This is a genomic window from Pseudomonas oryzihabitans, from assembly GCF_024652905.1.
Taxonomy (GTDB): Bacteria; Pseudomonadota; Gammaproteobacteria; order Pseudomonadales; family Pseudomonadaceae; genus Chryseomonas; species Chryseomonas benzopyrenica.
Genome location: NZ_CP102428.1, coordinates 2,702,318 through 2,719,948 on the forward strand (window position 1 = coordinate 2,702,318; position 17,631 = coordinate 2,719,948).

Consider the following 17,631-nt stretch of genomic DNA (forward strand, 5'->3'; position numbering starts at 1 on the left):
AGCAGTCAGACACCTTTTCCCGCGCAGGAGTCTGGACATGCAGCTTTCCCTCAACGGCCAGGTCGCCCTGGTCACCGGCGGCAGTTCCGGGATCGGTGCCGCCGTCGCCGAAGCCCTGGCCAAGGCCGGTGCCGCCGTCGCCATCAACTACCACTCCAGCGCCGAACCGGCCGAGGAATTGGCCAAGCGCATCCAGGACGCCGGTGGTCGTGCCATCGCCGTGGGCGGTGACGTCGGCGACGAGGCCGCGGTCCAGGCGCTGTTCGACCGCACCCTGGAAGCCTTCGGCCGCCTGGACATCCTGGTCGCCAACTCCGGCCTGCAGAAGGATGCGGCCGTGGCCGACATGTCGCTCAAGGACTGGAACACGGTGATCAACACCAATCTCACCGGGCAGTTCCTTTGCGCCCGGGCGGCGATCCGCCAGTTCCGCCAGCAGGGCCGCGACGAAAGCATCTCCCGCGCCCTGGGCAAGATCATCCACATGAGCTCGGTCCACGAGGTCATCCCCTGGGCCGGCCACGTCAACTACGCCGCCTCCAAGGGCGGGGTCAACCTGCTGATGCGCAGCCTGGCTCAGGAAGTGGCCGCCGAAGGCATCCGCGTCAACAGCATCGCCCCGGGCGCCATCGCCACCGCCATCAACGAAGAGGTGACCGGTGACGAGGCCAAGGCACGCGAACTGCTCAAGCTGATCCCCTACAAGCGCGTCGGCCATGTCGACGATGTGGGCAACGTGGCGGTCTTTCTCGCCAGCGACCTGGCCGACTACATCGTCGGCACCACCCTGTTCGTCGACGGCGGCATGTGCCTCTATCCGGGATTCGAAGACAATGGCTGATTCCTCCTCCGTGCACGCCCGCCGCAGTATCGGCGCCCACGGTGTCATCGGCGACCTGCGCACCTGTGCCCTGGTCGCCACCGACGGCACCATCGACCACTTCTGCTGGCCGAATCTGGACAGCCCCTCGGTATTCGCCGCCCTGCTCGATTCGGAAAAGGCCGGCTACTTCAGCCTGGCCCCGGTCTGGGAAGACGCCCGCGAGCAGCAGCTCTACCTACCCGATACCAACATCCTGCAGACCCGCTGGCTGTCGGCGGACGGCGTCGCCGAGGTCACCGACCTGATGCCGGTGTGCAGCAGCGAGGACACCAAGCCGCGCATCGTCCGCCGCGTGCAGGTGGTGGCCGGACGCTGCCGCTTCCGCCTGGTCTGCGCCCCGGCCCACGACTATGCTCGCGCCGAGACCCGCGCGCGCCTGGTGGAGGGCGGCGCGCTGTTCGAGGCCCAAGGCCAGCCAACCCTGCGCCTGGCCTCGAGCGTCACCCTGCAGGTGGACGGCAACGCCGCCCTGGCCGAATTCGAACTGGAGCAGGGGCAGCAGCTGGATTTCGTCTTTGGCTGCAAGGAAGACGACAAGGTCGTCGCCGGCCAGAGCGATCTCTGCTTCGAGGACACCCTCTCCTACTGGACCTCCTGGGCGGCCAAGAGTCACTACCAGGGCCGCTGGCGCGAGATGGTCACCCGCTCGGCCCTCGCGCTGAAGCTACTGACCTCCTGCAAGCACGGTTCCATCGCCGCGGCCGCCACCTTCAGCCTGCCCGAAGCCCTGGGCGGTGAGCGCAACTGGGACTATCGCGCCTCCTGGATCCGCGACGCCTCCTTTACCGTCTACGCCTTCATGCGCCTGGGCTACACCCAGGAAGCCAAGGATTTCACCCACTGGGTTGGCCAGTGCGTGGAAAACAGCCACAACGCCCCGGAAAAGCTGCAGATCATGTATCGCCTGGACGGCGGCCTGGACCTGCCCGAGGAAACCCTCGACCACCTGGCGGGCTATGCCAATTCGAGTCCGGTGCGCATCGGCAACGAGGCCTACCAGCAGATTCAGCTGGACATCTATGGCGAGCTGATGGACGCCATCTACCTGTCCAACAAGTATGGCGAAGCCATCTCCCACCATGGCTGGAAGGACGTGGTGCGGATGATCGACCACGTCTGCGAGAACTGGAACCAACCCGATGCCGGTATCTGGGAGATGCGCGGCGATCCCGAGCACTTCCTGCATTCACGGCTGATGTGCTGGGTGGCCATCGACCGCGCCATGCGGCTGTCGGTCAAGCGTTCGCTGCCGATGCCCTATGAACGCTGGTACGCCGCGCGCGCCGCCATCCAGGAAGACATCTGGGACAACTTCTGGAACGCCGAACTGGGGCACTTCACCTCGACCCGCCACGGCAGGAGCCTGGACGCCGCCCTGCTGCTGATGCCCCTGGTGCGCTTCGTCAGCGCCACCGATCCCATGTGGCTGTCCACCCTGGACGCCATCAAGACCAACCTGGCCTATGACGGCATGATCCGTCGCTACAACCCGGCCGATACGCCGGCGGACAACCTCAAGGGCGAAGAAGGTGCCTTCGTCGCCTGCTCCTTCTGGTACGTCGAATGCCTGGCCCGCGCCGGTCGTGTCGACGAAGCCCACCTGGAGTTCGAAAAACTGCTGGGCTATGCCAACCCCCTGGGCCTCTACGCCGAGGAACTGGACAAGCGCGGCTACCCGCTGGGCAACCTGCCCCAGGCCCTGTCACACCTGGCCCTGATCAGCACCGCCTTCTTCCTGGATCGCAAGCTGAGCGGCAAGGATCCGCAATGGCAGCCGTAGGGTGAGTCGATGCGGCCGCCCCTGCGGGTGCAGCCCGATAGCTGATCGCGATCCTGCTGGAGCGGATAAAGCCAGAAACCCACTCGGGCAGCCCCCTCTTCCCCTGGGAGAGGGTTGGGGTAAGGGCACAGCGCGGTACGTAGCTACTGTGGAAAAGGCTGCGCCGTTTTCCACGCTACGGTGCCAAACGAAGGTAGCCAAACGCCTGCCCGGGCAGCCCCCTCTCCCCCTGGGAGAGGGTTGGGGTGAGGGGCCGCAGCCGCAAGGTTACCCTTGAGTAATTCAGGGTTTAGACCGAGCCGCCTGCATAGCTGCAATCGCGGCCATGGGCCGCTCCTACCGGTCAACTTCGAGCAGTGATGGTGATGCCGCTGGGAAGCCAGCCTCCTCACGCCACCCGACTCTGCCCCAGCGCCTCGTTGACGCAATTGGCCATGTCATCGATATGCCAGGGTTTGGGCATGAAGCGGGTACGACCGGCGCCGCGGGGTACGGTCAGACGGTCGCCGGAGGTGAGGATCACCGGGATATGCGGCCAACGCTGGGAGACCAACTGGGCCAAGGCCTCGCCGTCCAGCCGTCCCGGCATGCGCACATCGGTAAAGAGGATATCGATGCGGGCACCGGTCTGTTCCAGATAGCTCAAGGCCGCATCGGCGGTCGATACGGCCACCACCTGCAGATCTACCAGGGACTCCAGCGCCTCGGTGGCCAACTCCCGCAGCAACGGCTCGTCCTCTACCAGCAACAGTAGTGGGCGAGAGGAGCCGAGTGGAGAAGATGCTTGAGTCATAACTTACAGACTTTGCCAAGGGGTCACGGTTCTGACCATTCGGCCTGCGCTCGACCAAAGTCGACCACCGGCATAAGCAAGGCTTCTAGACGGCAACTTTCAGCGCTTCGCTGACTCGAAGCGTTCACCTCAGGGGTCTCCTGTGGTATTCTTTTTTAATCGAACGATCAATAAAAAAAGAATTCTTTCCCTTTGGCAGTTCGCAAGGAGTCCCCATGAGTGCGACGCCCTCATCCGGCACCGTAAAGCTGAATCCCCCCGCCTTCTATTGCGCGGCTGCAGTGATCCTGCTGTTTTCCCTGGCCGTCATCGGCCGTCCCGAGCAGGCCGGCGCCTGGCTGTTGCAGGCCCAGACCTGGGCCGCCAACACGGTTGGCTGGTACTACCTGCTGGCCATGTCGCTCTATCTGGTGTTCGTGGTGGTCACCGCCCTGTCCGGCTACGGCAAGATCAAGCTCGGTGCCGACCACGACCAACCCGAGTTCAGCTACCTGTCCTGGGCCGGCATGCTGTTCGCCGCGGGCATCAGCATCACCCTGTTCTTCTTCTGCGTCTCCGAACCCCTGACCCACTTCGCCCAGCCCCCCGCCGGCGAAGGGGGTAATCCGGCGGCGGCACGCCAGGCCATGCAGATCCTCTTCCTGCACTGGGGCCTGCATGGCTGGGGGGTCTTCGCCCTGGTGGCCATGGCGCTGGCCTACTTCGCCTATCGCCACAACCTGCCGCTGGCCCTGCGTTCGGCGCTCTATCCGCTGATCGGCAAGCGCATCAACGGTCCCATCGGCCATGCCGTGGACGCCTTCGGCATCATCGCCACCATCTTCGGCCTCGGCGCCGACCTGGGTTTCGGCGTGCTGCACCTCAATGCCGGACTGGACTACCTGTTCGGCATCAGCCACAGCCACTGGGTGCAACTGATCCTCATCGTGCTGATGATGGGCGCGGCCATCGCCGTGGCTGTGTCCGGCGTCGACAAGGGCGTGCGCATCATGTCCGACATCAACATGGTGCTGGCCGTCGCCCTGTTGCTGTTCGTGCTGTTCGCCGGTCCGACCCAGCACCTGCTCAACACCTTGATCCAGAACATCGGTGACTACCTCTCGGCCTTGCCAGGCAAGAGCTTCGACCTCTACGCCTATGACGAGCCCTCCGACTGGCTCGGTGGCTGGACGGTGTTCTACTGGGCCTGGTGGATCGCCTGGGCGCCCTTCGTCGGGCTGTTCATCGCCCGTATCTCCCGCGGTCGCACCATTCGCGAATTCGTCTTTGGCGTCTTGTTCATCCCCCTGGGCTTCACCCTGGCCTGGCTGTCGATCTTCGGCAACAGCGCCCTGGAACTGGTGCTTGGCCAGGGCATGACCGGTCTGGCACAGACCGCCCTCACCGATCCGGCCATGGCCTTCTACCAGGTGCTGGAAACCTATCCGGCCAGCCGCGCGGTGATCAGCGTCGCCGTGCTGGTGAGTTTCGTCTTCTTCGTCACCTCGGCCGACTCGGGCACCGTGGTGCTGTCCACCCTGTCGTCCAAGGGCGGTGAAGCCAACGAAGACGGTCCCAAGTGGTTGCGGGTGTTCTGGGGCGCGGCCGTGGCCCTGGTCACCGGCGGGCTGCTGTTCGCTGGCAGCATGGATGCGCTGAAATCGGCGGTGGTGCTGACCTCGCTGCCCTTCTCGGTGGTGGTACTGCTGATGATGTGGGGCCTGCACAAGGCGCTGCACCTGGAATCCCAGCGCCAGCGCGCGCGGCTGCACTCCCTGGCGCCGGTGGCGACCAACGGCAAGGCACGGCACGGCGGCTGGCGCCAGCGGCTGTCCCAGGCGGTGTACTTCCCCTCGCGGGACGAGGTCTATCGCTTCATGGACAGCACCGTGCGTCCGGCCATGGAAGAGATGGTCGAGGTCTCGCGGGAGAAAGGTCTGGTGGTGGAGACCCAGTTCGACGCCACCAACGCCAACCTGCAACTCATCATCGGCCACGGCGAAGAGCATCCCTTCATCTACCAGGTGATCATGCAGGGCTATTTCACCCCCTCCTTCGCCCGCGCCGGCATCGGTGGCCTGCACCTGAAGAATCGTCGCTACTACCGCGCCGAGGTGCATCTCACCGAGGGCAGCCAGGACTACGACCTGGTGGGCTACAACCGCGAGCAGATCCTCAACGACATGCTCGACCAGTACGAACGCCACCTGCAGTTCCTGCACCTGGTGCGTTAACCAGTGGTTTTTTCAATGACTGAAAGGCCATTGAAAGCCATAAAGGTCGTATAATCGCCCGAGGGTCGGCCCCGTGCCGGCCCCGGGGTCGGTACGCCTCGCCGGTCCCCCGCCGTTCGGAGACCGCTTTGCCCACCCCACCTGCACCCTCGCCCTATCCTCCCCTGCTGCAATGGCTGGCCCTGATCCTCTGCTCCGCCCTGGTCGGGGGCGGACTCAGCTGGCTGCAGGTGCCCGCGGCCCTCTTTCTCGGCCCCATGCTGGTGGCCATCGCCTTCGGCGTCTGCGGCGCCACCATCCGTCTGCCCCGTCGGCTGTTCCAGACTGGCCAGGGCGTGGTGGGCTGCCTGATCGCCCACGCCATGACCGCGGCGGTCCTGCTCACCGTTGCCGAGCACTGGCCGGTGATGCTGCTGGCCACCGCCCTGACCGTGCTGCTCAGCCTGCTCACTGGCGCCCTGCTGGTGCGCTTCGGCGGCCTGCCTGGCAGCACCGCCGCCTGGGGCACCACGCCCGGCGCGGCCGCCGCCATGGTGGCCATGGCCGAGGAGTACGGCGCCGATCCACGGATCGTCGCCACCATGCAATACGTGCGGGTGGTCTGCGTGGTGCTGATCAGTGCCCTGGTCGGCCGGCTGCTGGGGGCCGAGGGCAGCGGCACTGGTCATCAGGCCGCGGTGGTCAGCCTGGACGGCCATTTCGCCTTCAATCTCATGCTGACCCTGGCAGTGGCCCTGGCCGGCAGCTGGCTGGGCGGCCGCTTGTTTCCCGCCGGCGCCCTGCTGCTGCCCATCGCCCTGGGTACGCTCCTGCAACTCAATGGCTGGCTGGACATCACCCTGCCCCATCTGCTGCTCGCGGTGGCCTATGGCGCCATGGGTTGCTATGTCGGCCTGAGATTCGATCGGGCCACGGTCGCCTATGTCTGGCGCGCCCTGCCCAAGATGATCTTTGCCTCGCTGCTGCTGATCGCCCTCTGCGCCCTGTCGGCGCTGCTGATGGCGAAGCTGATGCACGTGGACTTTCTTACCGCCTACCTGGCGACCAGCCCGGGCGGACTGGATTCCATGGCCATCATCGCCGTGGATGCCCATGCCGATGTCGGCCTGGTACTGGCCATGCAGGCGTTGCGCCTGATCGGAGTGGTGCTGACCGGACCGCTACTGGCCCGGCAACTGGTCAAGCTGGCCCGCACCTGACGGAGGATGCGGGCGGCGCGCTCAGGCCGAGCGGCGGCGCTCGACCTGGGCGGTGATGTTGTAGCCCTCGGCGGCATGGCCGCGGACCACTACCCGTGCATCCGGATAGAAGCCCTTGAGGCGTTGTTCGAAGAGAAAGTAGATCTCCGCACCAACCCGGATCTCCGCGGGATCGGTCAGGGTCAGGGAGAAATTGCGTACGGGATCGGCAGCATGCTGCGACTCGTTCTCCTCGATGCGCTGCATGGCGTCTTCGACGATCTGTTCGGCGATCTGCGACATCTGTGACCTCCTGGTCGGGCATTGACAGGGCGCCGTCCCAGCGACGGCCGTATCGCTAATGACCACGGGCGCGCCACGACGATTCGTTCTCTCTGCAAGATTCCGACGAAACTGTAGACTTGTCTGACTTTTATCCCCGTGTAGTGGCGTGAATCGGCCGGCTAGCGGTCTCCTGCACACCGAGGACGAGGAAGCAGCCCCGCCATGGTCGACGCTGACGATACCCCCCTCCCGCCGCGTAATCCGGCCACCCAGCGCCGGGCGCTGTGGCTGCTCGTCTGCGCGGTCGCGGTGATCCTGGCGCTGGAATCCTGGCAGGTGTGGCGCAATTACCAGAACGCCTTCGCCAGTGCGCGCAGCGATGTCGGCAACATTGCCCTGGCGGCGGCCCAACATGCCGATGACGCCATCAAGGAAGCGGATTCGCTGCTGGTCAGTATCCGTGACCGTCTGGAGGATCAACCCCTCGATCAACTGGACCGTCCCCGGGTGCATCGCCTGCTGGCGCGCCAGGCCGCCCTGTTGCCGCAACTGCACGGGCTGTTCATCTATGATCGCGACGGCGGCTGGCGGGTGACCGACAAGAGCAGCGATCCGCCCCGGGCCAGCAACGCCGATCGCGAGTACTTCCAGTTTCACCGCCAGCACGCCGCCGATGTGCTGCACGTCGGCACGGTGATCGAGAGTCGCAGCACCCAGGAGCTGATCATTCCGGTATCACGCCGCCTGGAGGACCGCGACGGTCGCTTTGCTGGCGTGCTGCTCGCCACCATCCGCCTGCAGTACTTCGTCGACTACTACGAGCGGTTCAAGCTGGATGCCCGGGGTGCCATCACCCTGGCGCAGGATGACGGTACCCTGATGGTCCGCCGTCCCTATGTACCCGCGCACGTCGGTACCCCGCTCGCCAGCAGCGAGCTGTTTCGCCAGTACGTGACCCAGGCGCCCAACGGTACCGCCCTGGTGCGGGCCATGATCGACGGCCGTGAACGCCTCTATGCCTTCCAGCATCTGGAAGGCTATCCCCTGGTGGCCCTGGCCGGTATCTCCAGGAGCGATATCCTCGCCAGCTGGCGCCAGGACATGCTGAGATCGGTGACGGTGGTCGGCCTCATCATCGTCGGCATGCTGATCTTCGGCTTCAGCCTGCTGCGCGAGATCCGCGCCGGCGAACGCAGCGCGGCGGCCCTGCGTCTGGCCCACGACGAGCTGCACCTGCTGACCCTCAAGGACAGCCTGACCGGGCTGGGCAATCGTCGCCAGTTCGACAACCTGCTGCCGGTGGAGCTGGCCCGGGCGCAGCGCAACGCTCAGTCGCTCAGCCTGCTGATGATCGACATCGATCACTTCAAGGCCTACAACGACCACTATGGCCATCCAGCGGGCGATCGCTGCCTGCAGGCCGTGGCCGGCGTGGTGGCCTCGGCGGCGCGACGCCCGGGCGATCTGGCGGCACGCTACGGCGGCGAGGAGATGGTCCTGCTGCTGCCCAATTGCGACGAGATCGGCGCCCAGCGGGTAGCCGCCACGGTCCAGGAACGCCTGCAGGTGCTGGAGGTGGCCCATGCCACCAGTCCTTTCGGCCGCATCACCGTCAGCCTTGGCATCGCCGTCCAGCCGCCTGGTCAATCGCCACCGCCGCAGCCCGCCGACCTGCTGGCCAGCGCCGATGCCGCCCTCTATCGCGCCAAGCACCTGGGCCGCAATCGCACCCATCCACCGCCGGAGACGGACGCCCTCCAGGACCGGTCAGGCCTGCCTTAGCCGCAGATCATGCCGCCGCGATAGTGCACCCGGTCCTTGCCCGCGCGCTTGGCCTGGTAGAGCTCGCTGTCGGCCTGCTTGAGCAGGTCCGAGGGCTGGTAACCCGGCGCGAATCGCGCCACGCCCGCACTGAAGGAAAAGCAGGTGCCGGTGCGGGTGTTGCTGCGGATGTCGTCCAGCAGCGCCTGCAGCCGCTGCGCCAGGTGGCGCTCGTCGTCGGGCTTGAGCAGTACCCCGAATTCCTCGCCGCCCAGGCGTCCGAAATGGCCGTCGGGGAAATGCCGGCCAAGGATCAGCGCGGTTTCCTTGAGCACCTGGTCGCCCACGTCGTGGCCGAATCTGTCGTTGATCCGCTTGAAGTCATCGATGTCGAGCATGACGAAATACCAGGACGGGGAGCCCTCACGGCAGACCTGCTCCGCGTCCAGCATCAGCGCACGGCGGTTGCTGATCCCGGTGAGGGCATCGGTTTCCGCCTGCAGGCGATAGCGCTCCTTGAGCTCTAGGGTGGTGGCGACGATACGCACGAAGGTGGCGTTGAGCAGCAGCCCCAGCGCCAGGCTGGCGCCCAGCATCACCGCGAACAGCGGCAGGGCCGCCGCCGTGACGGTGTCCAGCTCGCCATAGAAGAGCAGCAGCCAGACCGCACCGGCGGCGATGCCGTAATCGAGCACATGGGAAAAGAGAATGGTCGAGCCGAGGATGATGACGATGGCCGTGGGGATCATCCAGGCATGGCCAGCCTCGCCCATGCCGAGGATCTGAAAGCGGAAGGCCAGGGCCTCGAACAGCACGAACACCAGGGCGAACAGGCGCCAGATGGCAAAGCGGCGCGCAGTGGTCATCGCCAGGCAAGAGCCGATCATGCCGGCAAAGGCCAGCCAGCCCCACACCGGCACCCCGGCGGTCAGAAAGGGGTTGATCAGCACGCTGATCAACCAGCCCAGGATGCCGGTGCTCTGCGCCAGCACATTGGGCAACTGCAGCATCTGGCGGATATGAGTCTGATAAGTCATTGCACAACTCGAACGCCAAATTTAGTGGCCAACCGATATCACCGGATGCTATCCCATTCGTGGCCCGTCGTCGGCGGGAAGCGGACTCAAGCAAGACAATAGACGTCTGAACAGCGCACTGCTGGTGACAAGACCGCATAGGACCACGCCTGCGAGCAGACTGACCAAACGGACGGCGGCGAAATGACGCCATCGGTCAGCTCACTCTGCGGACCGGCGCGCCCGTCCCGCTAAGCTCTTCGCTTCGGGAGTTTCGACTAGGCTTGGCAGTGCCCAGGCCGTCGTTCATGCTTCCAAGGCTTTATCAGCTTCCACTACCGGTATAGAACAAACCAGGCGCCATCATGGAAATCGATGCTCTGTTCGATCACCTGCATACCCTTCCCAGCATTCCCAAGGTGGCTCAGGAGCTGATCCAGCAATTCGACGATCCGGACAGCAGTATCGAGGACGTGGCCCGCAATCTGGCCCTGGATCCGGTGCTGTCGGCCAAGGTCCTGCGCCTGGCCAATTCGGTGCGCTTTCGTGGCGTCCGTCCCTCCACCAGCATCGAAGGCGCGGCCATCCGTCTGGGTTTCGACGCTCTGCGCACCCTGGTGCTGGCCTCGGCAGTGACCGCGGCCTTCCGCCACAATCCCAGCTTCGATCCGCGGGATTTCTGGCAGCACAGTTTCGATGTGGCCAGCATCTGCCGCGTTCTCGCCCGCCAGGCCGGCGCCGATCCCGAGACCGCCTTTACCTGCGGCATGCTGCACAGCATCGGCGAGTTGCTGATCAAGACGGCGGCGCCCGACATCGCCGCGCGCATCGACGCCGAGCAACGCGCGCCGGTGCCGGCCGACCAGGCCATCGGCTTCGGCTACCCCGAGGTGGGCGCGGAGCTGGCCCGCCGCTGGCAACTGCCGGTGGTGATCCAGCATGCCATCGCCTACCAGCTGCATCCCCAGGATGCACCCGAGGATTCCACCCAGGCGCGGATGGTCGCTCAGGCCCGGCTGGTGTCCTTTGTCCTGCGCCGCCATGGCGGTATCAATGACCAGGCCAAGGCCGCCCTGGCCAATCCCCTGCTGGAAGGCGTGGATCTGGATCACCTGCTGGGCGAGTTGCCCGAGGTCATAGAGGCGGACAAGGCCTTTGGTACCCTGATCAACTGACCGGCTGTCCCGTGCGCAGGCAAGGCCACCGCCTGCATCACAAATCTGCCAGTCGGTCATGGCGAAAATCGAACGGGCACCGCAAGAATCGGTCGAAGCGTTATAGCTGACAGGAGTGATTGCGATGGCCGAGCCGCTGAAGTTCACGGATGCGAACACCATTATCAAGGGCGCTTTTCAACCGATGCTGTGCGCCATGACCGCTCAGGATCCCGCGACCTTCAACGTCGAGGTCTATGCACCCAACGGCACGGCCCTCTTGCAACGACGCATCGCCCGGGTCGATCTGCTCGACAACTCCCTGCTGGAAGCCTTCATCTGCGACAGCCGCGCCCGTATCGAGCGGGCGACCCATGAGCGACTCGACTGGCAGGTGCGTTACACCCGCGCCTCCTGAGGTCGCATCGAGCGGTCGAACAAAGGCGCCCCGCGAGGCGCCTTTCGTTTGTCCATCAATCGTTGAGCACGCGCTTCTGCTGACTGCCCTGGGCCTTGGTGGCAGGCGTCTTGTCGGCCTTCTTCTGAGTGGAAGGCTTGGCGCTGGACGTGTCGTCGGCGCTGTCTCTGTTGCTGGTGTTGGAGCTGCCTGGCGCGCCGATGCCGTTGCCGGTCACTCCGGCGTCGTTGCTGCTGCTGGCGGCCAGACTGGGACCGGCCACCAGGGCCAGGGTAGCGCTCAGGGCGAGGATCAGCGGGGTCTTGCGCATCTTGGTGTCCTCCGGCCGCGAAAGGAAGGGTGTCGCGGGCTGCACCCTGCCTGATTAGGCCAAAGGCCAGGCCAAGCGTTCCCACCTTCCTATAGACTAACGGCCATCCCGCCGCGCCTCGAAAGGTCCGGCCGTCGTATTCAGGAGTTGCCGTGAAGCACCGTTACCTCATCGTCGATTGCACCGCGCTCGATAGCCCTGCGCTGTTCGACTATCTGGCCGAGGCGCCGCAGCACCGCGTCATCGTCTCCGGCGGCACGGCCGAGCAACTGTTCGCGGCGGAGCTCTGGCCGCGCCTGCGCGAGCGCCTGGCGCCCCATGCCGAACGCTTCTTCTTCGCCGACTCCAGCGGCCCGCTGCTGCAGGCCGAACTGGAGGGCCGCAAGCCCGGTCTGCTGGATCGCGAGTTGACCCTGGCCTTCAAGCAGGCGGTGACCGCCGATGCCGAGGATGATCGCGTCCTGACCCGTATCCGCCGCGAACTGCTCGATACCGATGACGACTACCAGGCCAATCGCCGCATCTTCCTCAACAGCCTGCTGGGCCAGATGCGCCGCGCCCTGCCGGCAGGGGCGGTGACCGCCGGCAACTGGCAGGACGCCGTCCGCCAGGCCATCGCCGCGGCCCAGCAGGGGCTGGCCAAGGGCTTCGCGCCGGGTCTGGCCGATGCGCCCTTCAAGGTCTTCCTCAAGGCCTATCCGCTGGCCGCACGCTATGTCGCCCAGCTCGCCGTGCTGCTGATCACCGCCGGGCGCCAGGACAACGACGTCCTCATCGATCGCTTCGTCGCCCAGGATCCGGCCCTGGTCGCCACTCTGTTCGATGGCCTGCTCACCGAAGACGACGACCAGCGCCAGGCCTACACCGCGCTCAAACGCACCCTGGATGCCCTGGGGACCGGCGGTCAGGCGTTGCACTAGGTCTCTAGAGACGCTCCAACAGCGCCGGCAGGATCACCCCGGCGGCGCCCAGCAGTTGCCAGTCGCCACTGAAATCCGCTGCCGGCTGCGGATCGATGCGCACCACCGTGGCGCCCTGCTGGCGCGCCACTTCCGGCAGACTGGCCGCCGGCTGCACCAGTCCCGAAGTGCCGACCACCAGGCAGAGGTCGCAACGCTCGGCCAGCGCCCAGGCGTTGGCCAGGGCCGCCTCGGGCAGGGACTCGCCAAACCAGACCACCCCAGGCCGGGCCAGACCGCCACAGTAGGCACAACGTGGTGGCGCCACGAGCTGATCCTCGGCTTCCGGTAACGCCGGCGCTGCCAAGGGCCGCGCGCATTCGAAGCAGCGCGGCGCATGCAGGCTGCCGTGCAGATGAATCACGTCGCCACTGCCGGCGCGCTCGTGCAGGTCGTCGACATTCTGGGTGACCAGGCCCAGCCGCCCGTGCCGGCTACCCCAGTCCGCCAGGGCGCGATGCGCGGGATTGGGCTGAGCCCCCAGCACTTGGGCACGGCGCCACTCGTACCAGCTCCAGACCCGGACCGGGTCCTCGACGAAGGCTGCGGCCGTCGCCAGTTGCGCCGGATCGAAGCGCGCCCACAAGCCGGTCAGGGCTTCGCGAAAGGTGGCGATACCGCTTTCCGCCGACACGCCGGCACCGGTCAGCACCAGCACCTCGTCGGCCTGGCGCAGGCGATCGAGCAGTACCGGCGGTAAGGCGGCGAGGCCGTCTCGGCAATCGATGGGATCGGGCATGAAGGCGTTGGCTCCTGACATCTGCGGCAAAACAACAGGGTCTTGCGGACCGCGGAAAAGGGCGAAAGTGTGACGATACTCGACGGATGGTGAGTCCACTCATCGTTTTCCAGGGAACTGAGGTTCAACCCTGGCGCTACAGGCCGATAATCCGGGAGTCCGCGTCCGATGTCGCTCCTACCCCAACGGTATGTGAATGAAGAAGTCCGTCGTTTCCAAGTATCCGCGCCTGCTGATCGCCGGCGTTCTCGCCCTCGTCACCCTGGTCAGCCTGGCCTGCTGGTGGTGGCTCAAGCCTTCCACTCCGGCTCCGACCGCCACGGCCATGCTCGCCAGTGTGCAGCAGGCCCCCGAACACTGGACCCAGGAGCCCCGCGATTTCTCCGTGCTGCTGGCCGATCTGCGCGCCGGCGTCATCAGTGGCGCCGTGATCGGTGACCGTACCCTCTACGTCGACACCACCCGCGGCGAGCACTACGCGGTGACCGATAATGGCGGTCGCCTGACCGACCGGTTGCTGGCCGATTACGCCACCCAGGCCGAGCCGCTGTTTCCGATCGCCACCTGGAGCGAGTCCGGCCAGCGCCACCCCTGGCTGGATGCCCTGCTGTTCAACCTGCCGGGCTATCTGCTCCTGCTGTTGCTGGCCGTGCCCCTGGCGCTGCGCTTCGCCAGCCCCTTCAAGCTGCACCGCAAGGGCACCGGCATCTCCTTCAAGGATGTGGTCGGCGCCGCCGAAGCCAAGCGCGCCCTGGAAGACGTCACCACCTGTCTGCGCAATCCCAAGGCCTTCGCCGCCCTGGGTGCCCGTCCGCCCAAGGGCGTGCTGCTGACCGGCGAACCCGGCACCGGCAAGACCCAGCTGGCCAAGGCCCTGGCCACCGAGTGCAACGCCCACTTCATTCAGGTGACCGGCAGTGATTTCTCCTCGATGTTCTTCGGCGTAGGCATCCAGAAGGTCAAGTCGCTGTTCCGCACCGCGCGCAAGAAGGCGCCCTGCATCATCTTCATCGACGAGATCGACGGCATCGGCCGCCGCGCCGAGCAGTCGCGCTCCAGCGATGCCGAAGCCAACCGCATCATCAACCAGTTCCTTACCGAGCTGGACGGCTTCGATGGCACCAGCGGCGTACTGGTCCTGGGCGCCACCAACTTCGCCGACTCCCTGGATCCGGCGCTGCGCCGCGAAGGCCGCTTCGACCGCACCATCGCCGTGCCGTTGCCGAGCCTGGAAGACCGTCGCGCGCTGTTCGAACTCTATGCCGGCAAGCTGCCCTGCCAGGGCGAACTGGATCTGGCCGCCCTCTCCCGCGGCACCGTGGGCCTGACCCCGGCGGCCATCGCCTACATCAGCAACCACGCCGCCCTGTTGGCCGCCCGCGAGAACGCCAGCGCCGTGACCATGGCCCACTTCGTCGAGGCCATCGAGACCTGCCGCATCGGCGAGCAACCGGTCGGTGTCACCCCGCTGGGTTCGGCCGAGCGTACCCGCATCGCCGTGCACGAAGCCGGTCATGCCTTGGTCGCCGCCGTGCTCAATGTCGGTCGGGTGGAAAAGGTCACCCTGCTGCCCCGTGGCCAGGCCCTGGGCGTGACCTTGATCACCCCCACCGAAGACAAGCGCCTGCACCTGAAATCGGAACTCGAAGGTCGCATTCAGATGCTGCTGGCCGGTCGCTGCGCCGAGCAGCTGTACTTCAACGAGGTCTCCTCGGGTGCCGCCCAGGATCTGCAGGAAGCCTCCAAGCTGGCGCTGTCCATGGTCGCCTCCCTGGGCATGGGCCCGAGCGGCTCGCTGCTCAGCCTGCAGGCCCTGCGCGACGCTGGCATCGACTTCGACGCCGCGCCCAGCATCGCCGCTGCCGACCAGTTGCTGCACAGCCTGGATCATCGCTGCCTGGCGCTGATCACCGAACTCAAGCCGGCGCTGGACGACATCACCGACCAGTTGCTGCGCGACGAGACCATTCCCGGCAGCGCCGTGGCCGAAGCCATCGCCCGCGCCAGCGGCCTGGAAGCCTGCGGCGCCCTCAACCGTGCCCTGGCCTTCGTGCCGGAACGTTCGACTGACCCGCGCGCGGGTGACGGCGAACGCAGCATCGCGGCGGCCTTCAAGGGCGAGTGATACCCGCGACGCCTTGAAACGCAAAAGCCCCGGTCCGCCGGGGCTTTTTCATGTCAGCGCCTGAACAGGCTCCTAGAGGATATTGGCGTAATCCGCCTCGATCCGATCCAGGCTCAGGTGGTTGAGGAAGTTGGAGAAACACATCCAGGCCGCCAGGGCGTTGAGGTCCTGAAATTGCGCCGGCAGGTACTTGGGTGGTACCACCACGCCCTCGTCCACCAGCTGGCGCAGGATGCGCATGTCCTCCAGGGTGGTCTTGCCGCAGAACAGCAGCGGGATCTGTTCCAGCTTGCCCTTGCGCACCGCCAGCTGGATGTAGTTGTAGATCAGGATGAAGCCCTTGAGATAGGACAGGTCCTTGGTGAAGGGCAGCCCGGTCGGCGTCGAGCCGCGAAACACCCGGCTGGCGTTCTGGTAGCCCGACTCCAGGTCGTAGCCCTGCTCCTGGAAGAAGCGGAAGACCTCGAGGAAATCGGCGCCGTCCTCGGCCAGGTGGATGGCGCGGGTGCGATTGGTCAGCTTGCGCAGGCGGGTCGGATAGGAGGCGAAGGCGATCACCTCCATGAGGATCGCCAGGCCTTCCTGGGTCACGGTGGACGACGGCGGGCCCTTGGCCAGGAAGGTGCAGATCGGCTGGTTCTGGCCATTGAGGGTGGTGCCGACGTGCACCAGGCCCTCGTGGACCTCCAGGGCGCGCACGTCACGCTCGTTGAACAGGGCGTCGGCGCGCACCTTGATGTAGTCGGCGCCCGCCGCGGCGTCGGCGACGATACCGTCGGACTCGAACACCCGGATGGTGCCTTCCGTCTCGCCAAAGACCCGATTCAGCCGTTCCTGCAGGATGGGCACGGCGTCCTTGGCGGTCAGGGTCTTGGGCTCGTCTTCCAGGGCGCCGCGATGGGCGATGTTGTCCAGGTAGCTGGACATCATCATGCCCAGGTCGGCCAGGGTCGGATCGCCGGCATGAAAGGCGTCCGAGGCGGCGCCATAGAGCTCCTGGGAAATCAGCCCGAAGTCCGGGGTGCCGCGCGCCTGCAGCATGCGGATCACCATGCGGTACTCGCGGCACATGCGCCTCATGATCTGGCCGACCGGATTGAACTGGCCGAGCTGGCGGGTGACCTCCCGCTCGATGCTCTGGAATTCGCCCTTGAGCGCATCGGCGTCGAAGCCCAACGGGCGCCCTTCGTAGAAGGCGCGATCCACCGCCGGCAGGCGCTTGCCCTTGCCGTCCAGGAAGCCCTGGCGCACCCCGTCGTCCCACTTCACCGCATCGAGGATGCGGATCGGCGCCTGGGCCGCGACGATGCGATCGGACAGCTGGCGGATGGTCTGGTGATAGGGATCGAGAAAGGGCTGGCGGGCATTCATGACGGCGACCGGGCGACGGGCAAGACCTCAAGGATGGCCGTTGCCGTGTCTTTTGCCTAGGTTTCGTGACGGCAGACCGGCCGAGCCGCGCTATTTGGCGAACAGCTGGCTCATGTCCTTGAAGGCCTTGAACTCCAGGGCGTTGCCGCAGGGGTCGAAGAGAAACATGGTGGCCTGCTCGCCGACCTGGCCCTGGAAGCGGATATAGGGCTCGATGACGAATTGGGTCTCGCGGGCGCGCAGACGGTCGGCCAGGGCTTCCCACTCGTCCCAGCCGAGCACGATACCGAAGTGCGGCACCGGCACGTTGTGGCCGTCCACGGCGTTGGTGTGAGCCTCGTCCTGGGACGCGGTCTTGGGGTGCTCGTGGATCACCAGCTGGTGGCCATAGAAGTCGAAGTCGACCCAGTGGTCGCTGGAGCGGCCTTCGGCGAGGCCGAAGACATCCCCGTAGAAGTGCCGGGCGGCGGCCAGGTCGTAGACGGGGATGGCGAGATGGAAGGGCGACAAGGCCATGCTGGGAAATCCTGCTGAGGGGGAATGCAGCCATTCTCACCCCAGGTTTTCCTGTGCATAAAGCGTATTTTACTGCCCCCGAGCGACAAAAATTTTGTGGCTCGCTACAGTGGCCTCTCCTGACTTCAGG

At 65.9% G+C, this 17,631-nt stretch carries 16 protein-coding genes; 9 read left to right on the plus strand and 7 right to left on the minus strand.

Features of this window, described 5'->3' with window-relative positions; translation table 11 throughout:
• Positions 1-37: 37 nt before the first annotated feature.
• Entirely contained in the window at positions 38-841 is an 804-nt protein-coding gene (locus NRG74_RS12490; RefSeq protein ID WP_184291789.1) for a glucose 1-dehydrogenase, read from the plus strand.
• Positions 834-2,663, plus strand: a complete 1,830-nt coding sequence (locus tag NRG74_RS12495) for a glycoside hydrolase family 15 protein (RefSeq protein WP_257704164.1) — start codon at positions 834-836, stop codon at positions 2,661-2,663. The genes NRG74_RS12490 and NRG74_RS12495 overlap by 8 nt, the downstream gene beginning before the upstream one ends.
• A 388-nt stretch (positions 2,664-3,051) precedes the next feature.
• On the opposite strand, the gene NRG74_RS12500 is transcribed toward NRG74_RS12495, so the two are convergent.
• Complete coding sequence (locus NRG74_RS12500; RefSeq protein ID WP_017640929.1) at positions 3,052-3,390, minus strand: response regulator; 339 nt, start codon at positions 3,388-3,390, stop codon at positions 3,052-3,054.
• 314 nt (positions 3,391-3,704) lie between these two features.
• On the opposite strand from NRG74_RS12500, the gene betT reads away from it, so the two are divergent.
• Together betT and NRG74_RS12510 are read left to right on the plus strand one after the other, a co-directional pair.
• Positions 3,705-5,669 carry a choline BCCT transporter BetT gene (gene betT / locus NRG74_RS12505; protein WP_085984311.1) on the plus strand — a complete coding sequence of 655 codons (1,965 nt, stop codon included), beginning with the start codon at positions 3,705-3,707 and terminating at the stop codon, positions 5,667-5,669.
• A 128-nt stretch (positions 5,670-5,797) separates the two neighbouring features.
• Positions 5,798-6,868: an AbrB family transcriptional regulator gene (locus tag NRG74_RS12510; protein ID WP_017640927.1), complete on the plus strand. Its 1,071-nt coding sequence runs from the start codon at positions 5,798-5,800 to the stop codon at positions 6,866-6,868.
• A 21-nt stretch (positions 6,869-6,889) separates the two neighbouring features.
• On the opposite strand, the gene NRG74_RS12515 is transcribed toward NRG74_RS12510, so the two are convergent.
• A complete protein-coding gene (locus tag NRG74_RS12515) occupies positions 6,890-7,150 on the minus strand; it encodes a hypothetical protein (RefSeq protein ID WP_007162574.1) in 261 nt (86 codons plus the stop codon).
• Between the two features lie 204 nt (positions 7,151-7,354).
• Here NRG74_RS12515 and NRG74_RS12520 point away from each other — a divergent pair, with 204 nt between their 5' ends.
• The gene (locus NRG74_RS12520) at positions 7,355-8,914 is read left to right on the plus strand and encodes a GGDEF domain-containing protein (protein WP_068383709.1); all 1,560 of its coding nucleotides are present in this window, start codon (positions 7,355-7,357) and stop codon (positions 8,912-8,914) included.
• On the opposite strand, the gene NRG74_RS12525 is transcribed toward NRG74_RS12520, so the two are convergent.
• Positions 8,911-9,930, minus strand: coding sequence for a GGDEF domain-containing protein (locus tag NRG74_RS12525; RefSeq protein WP_064308582.1), 1,020 nt, complete (start codon positions 9,928-9,930; stop codon positions 8,911-8,913). The two genes, NRG74_RS12520 and NRG74_RS12525, sit on opposite strands and share 4 nt — an antisense overlap.
• A gap of 341 nt (positions 9,931-10,271) precedes the next feature.
• Between NRG74_RS12525 and NRG74_RS12530 the strand changes: the two genes are divergently transcribed.
• Positions 10,272-11,084, plus strand: coding sequence for an HDOD domain-containing protein (locus tag NRG74_RS12530; RefSeq protein WP_197480265.1), 813 nt, complete (start codon positions 10,272-10,274; stop codon positions 11,082-11,084).
• A 124-nt stretch (positions 11,085-11,208) separates the two neighbouring features.
• Positions 11,209-11,481, plus strand: coding sequence for a hypothetical protein (locus NRG74_RS12535; RefSeq protein WP_007162578.1), 273 nt, complete (start codon positions 11,209-11,211; stop codon positions 11,479-11,481).
• Positions 11,482-11,536: 55 nt separating this feature from the next.
• Here NRG74_RS12535 and NRG74_RS12540 read toward each other — a convergent pair whose 3' ends face one another.
• Positions 11,537-11,791, minus strand: a complete 255-nt coding sequence (locus NRG74_RS12540) for a hypothetical protein (RefSeq protein WP_173148316.1) — start codon at positions 11,789-11,791, stop codon at positions 11,537-11,539.
• Between the two features lie 152 nt (positions 11,792-11,943).
• Between NRG74_RS12540 and NRG74_RS12545 the strand changes: the two genes are divergently transcribed.
• Positions 11,944-12,711: a hypothetical protein gene (locus tag NRG74_RS12545; RefSeq protein ID WP_064308585.1), complete on the plus strand. Its 768-nt coding sequence runs from the start codon at positions 11,944-11,946 to the stop codon at positions 12,709-12,711.
• A 4-nt stretch (positions 12,712-12,715) separates the two neighbouring features.
• Here the strand turns inward: NRG74_RS12545 and NRG74_RS12550 are convergent, their stop codons facing one another.
• Positions 12,716-13,489 carry an SIR2 family NAD-dependent protein deacylase gene (locus NRG74_RS12550; RefSeq protein WP_257704179.1) on the minus strand — a complete coding sequence of 258 codons (774 nt, stop codon included), beginning with the start codon at positions 13,487-13,489 and terminating at the stop codon, positions 12,716-12,718.
• Positions 13,490-13,685: 196 nt separating this feature from the next.
• On the opposite strand from NRG74_RS12550, the gene NRG74_RS12555 reads away from it, so the two are divergent.
• Positions 13,686-15,614 (plus strand): AAA family ATPase, encoded by a 1,929-nt coding sequence (locus tag NRG74_RS12555; RefSeq protein WP_017640919.1) that lies wholly within the window; start codon positions 13,686-13,688, stop codon positions 15,612-15,614.
• Positions 15,615-15,686: 72 nt separating this feature from the next.
• Here NRG74_RS12555 and NRG74_RS12560 read toward each other — a convergent pair whose 3' ends face one another.
• The gene (locus tag NRG74_RS12560; protein ID WP_064308587.1) at positions 15,687-16,985 is read right to left on the minus strand and encodes a flavohemoglobin expression-modulating QEGLA motif protein; all 1,299 of its coding nucleotides are present in this window, start codon (positions 16,983-16,985) and stop codon (positions 15,687-15,689) included.
• A gap of 90 nt (positions 16,986-17,075) precedes the next feature.
• Complete coding sequence (locus NRG74_RS12565; RefSeq protein WP_017640917.1) at positions 17,076-17,501, minus strand: VOC family protein; 426 nt, start codon at positions 17,499-17,501, stop codon at positions 17,076-17,078.
• Between the last annotated feature and the right edge of the window lie 130 nt (positions 17,502-17,631).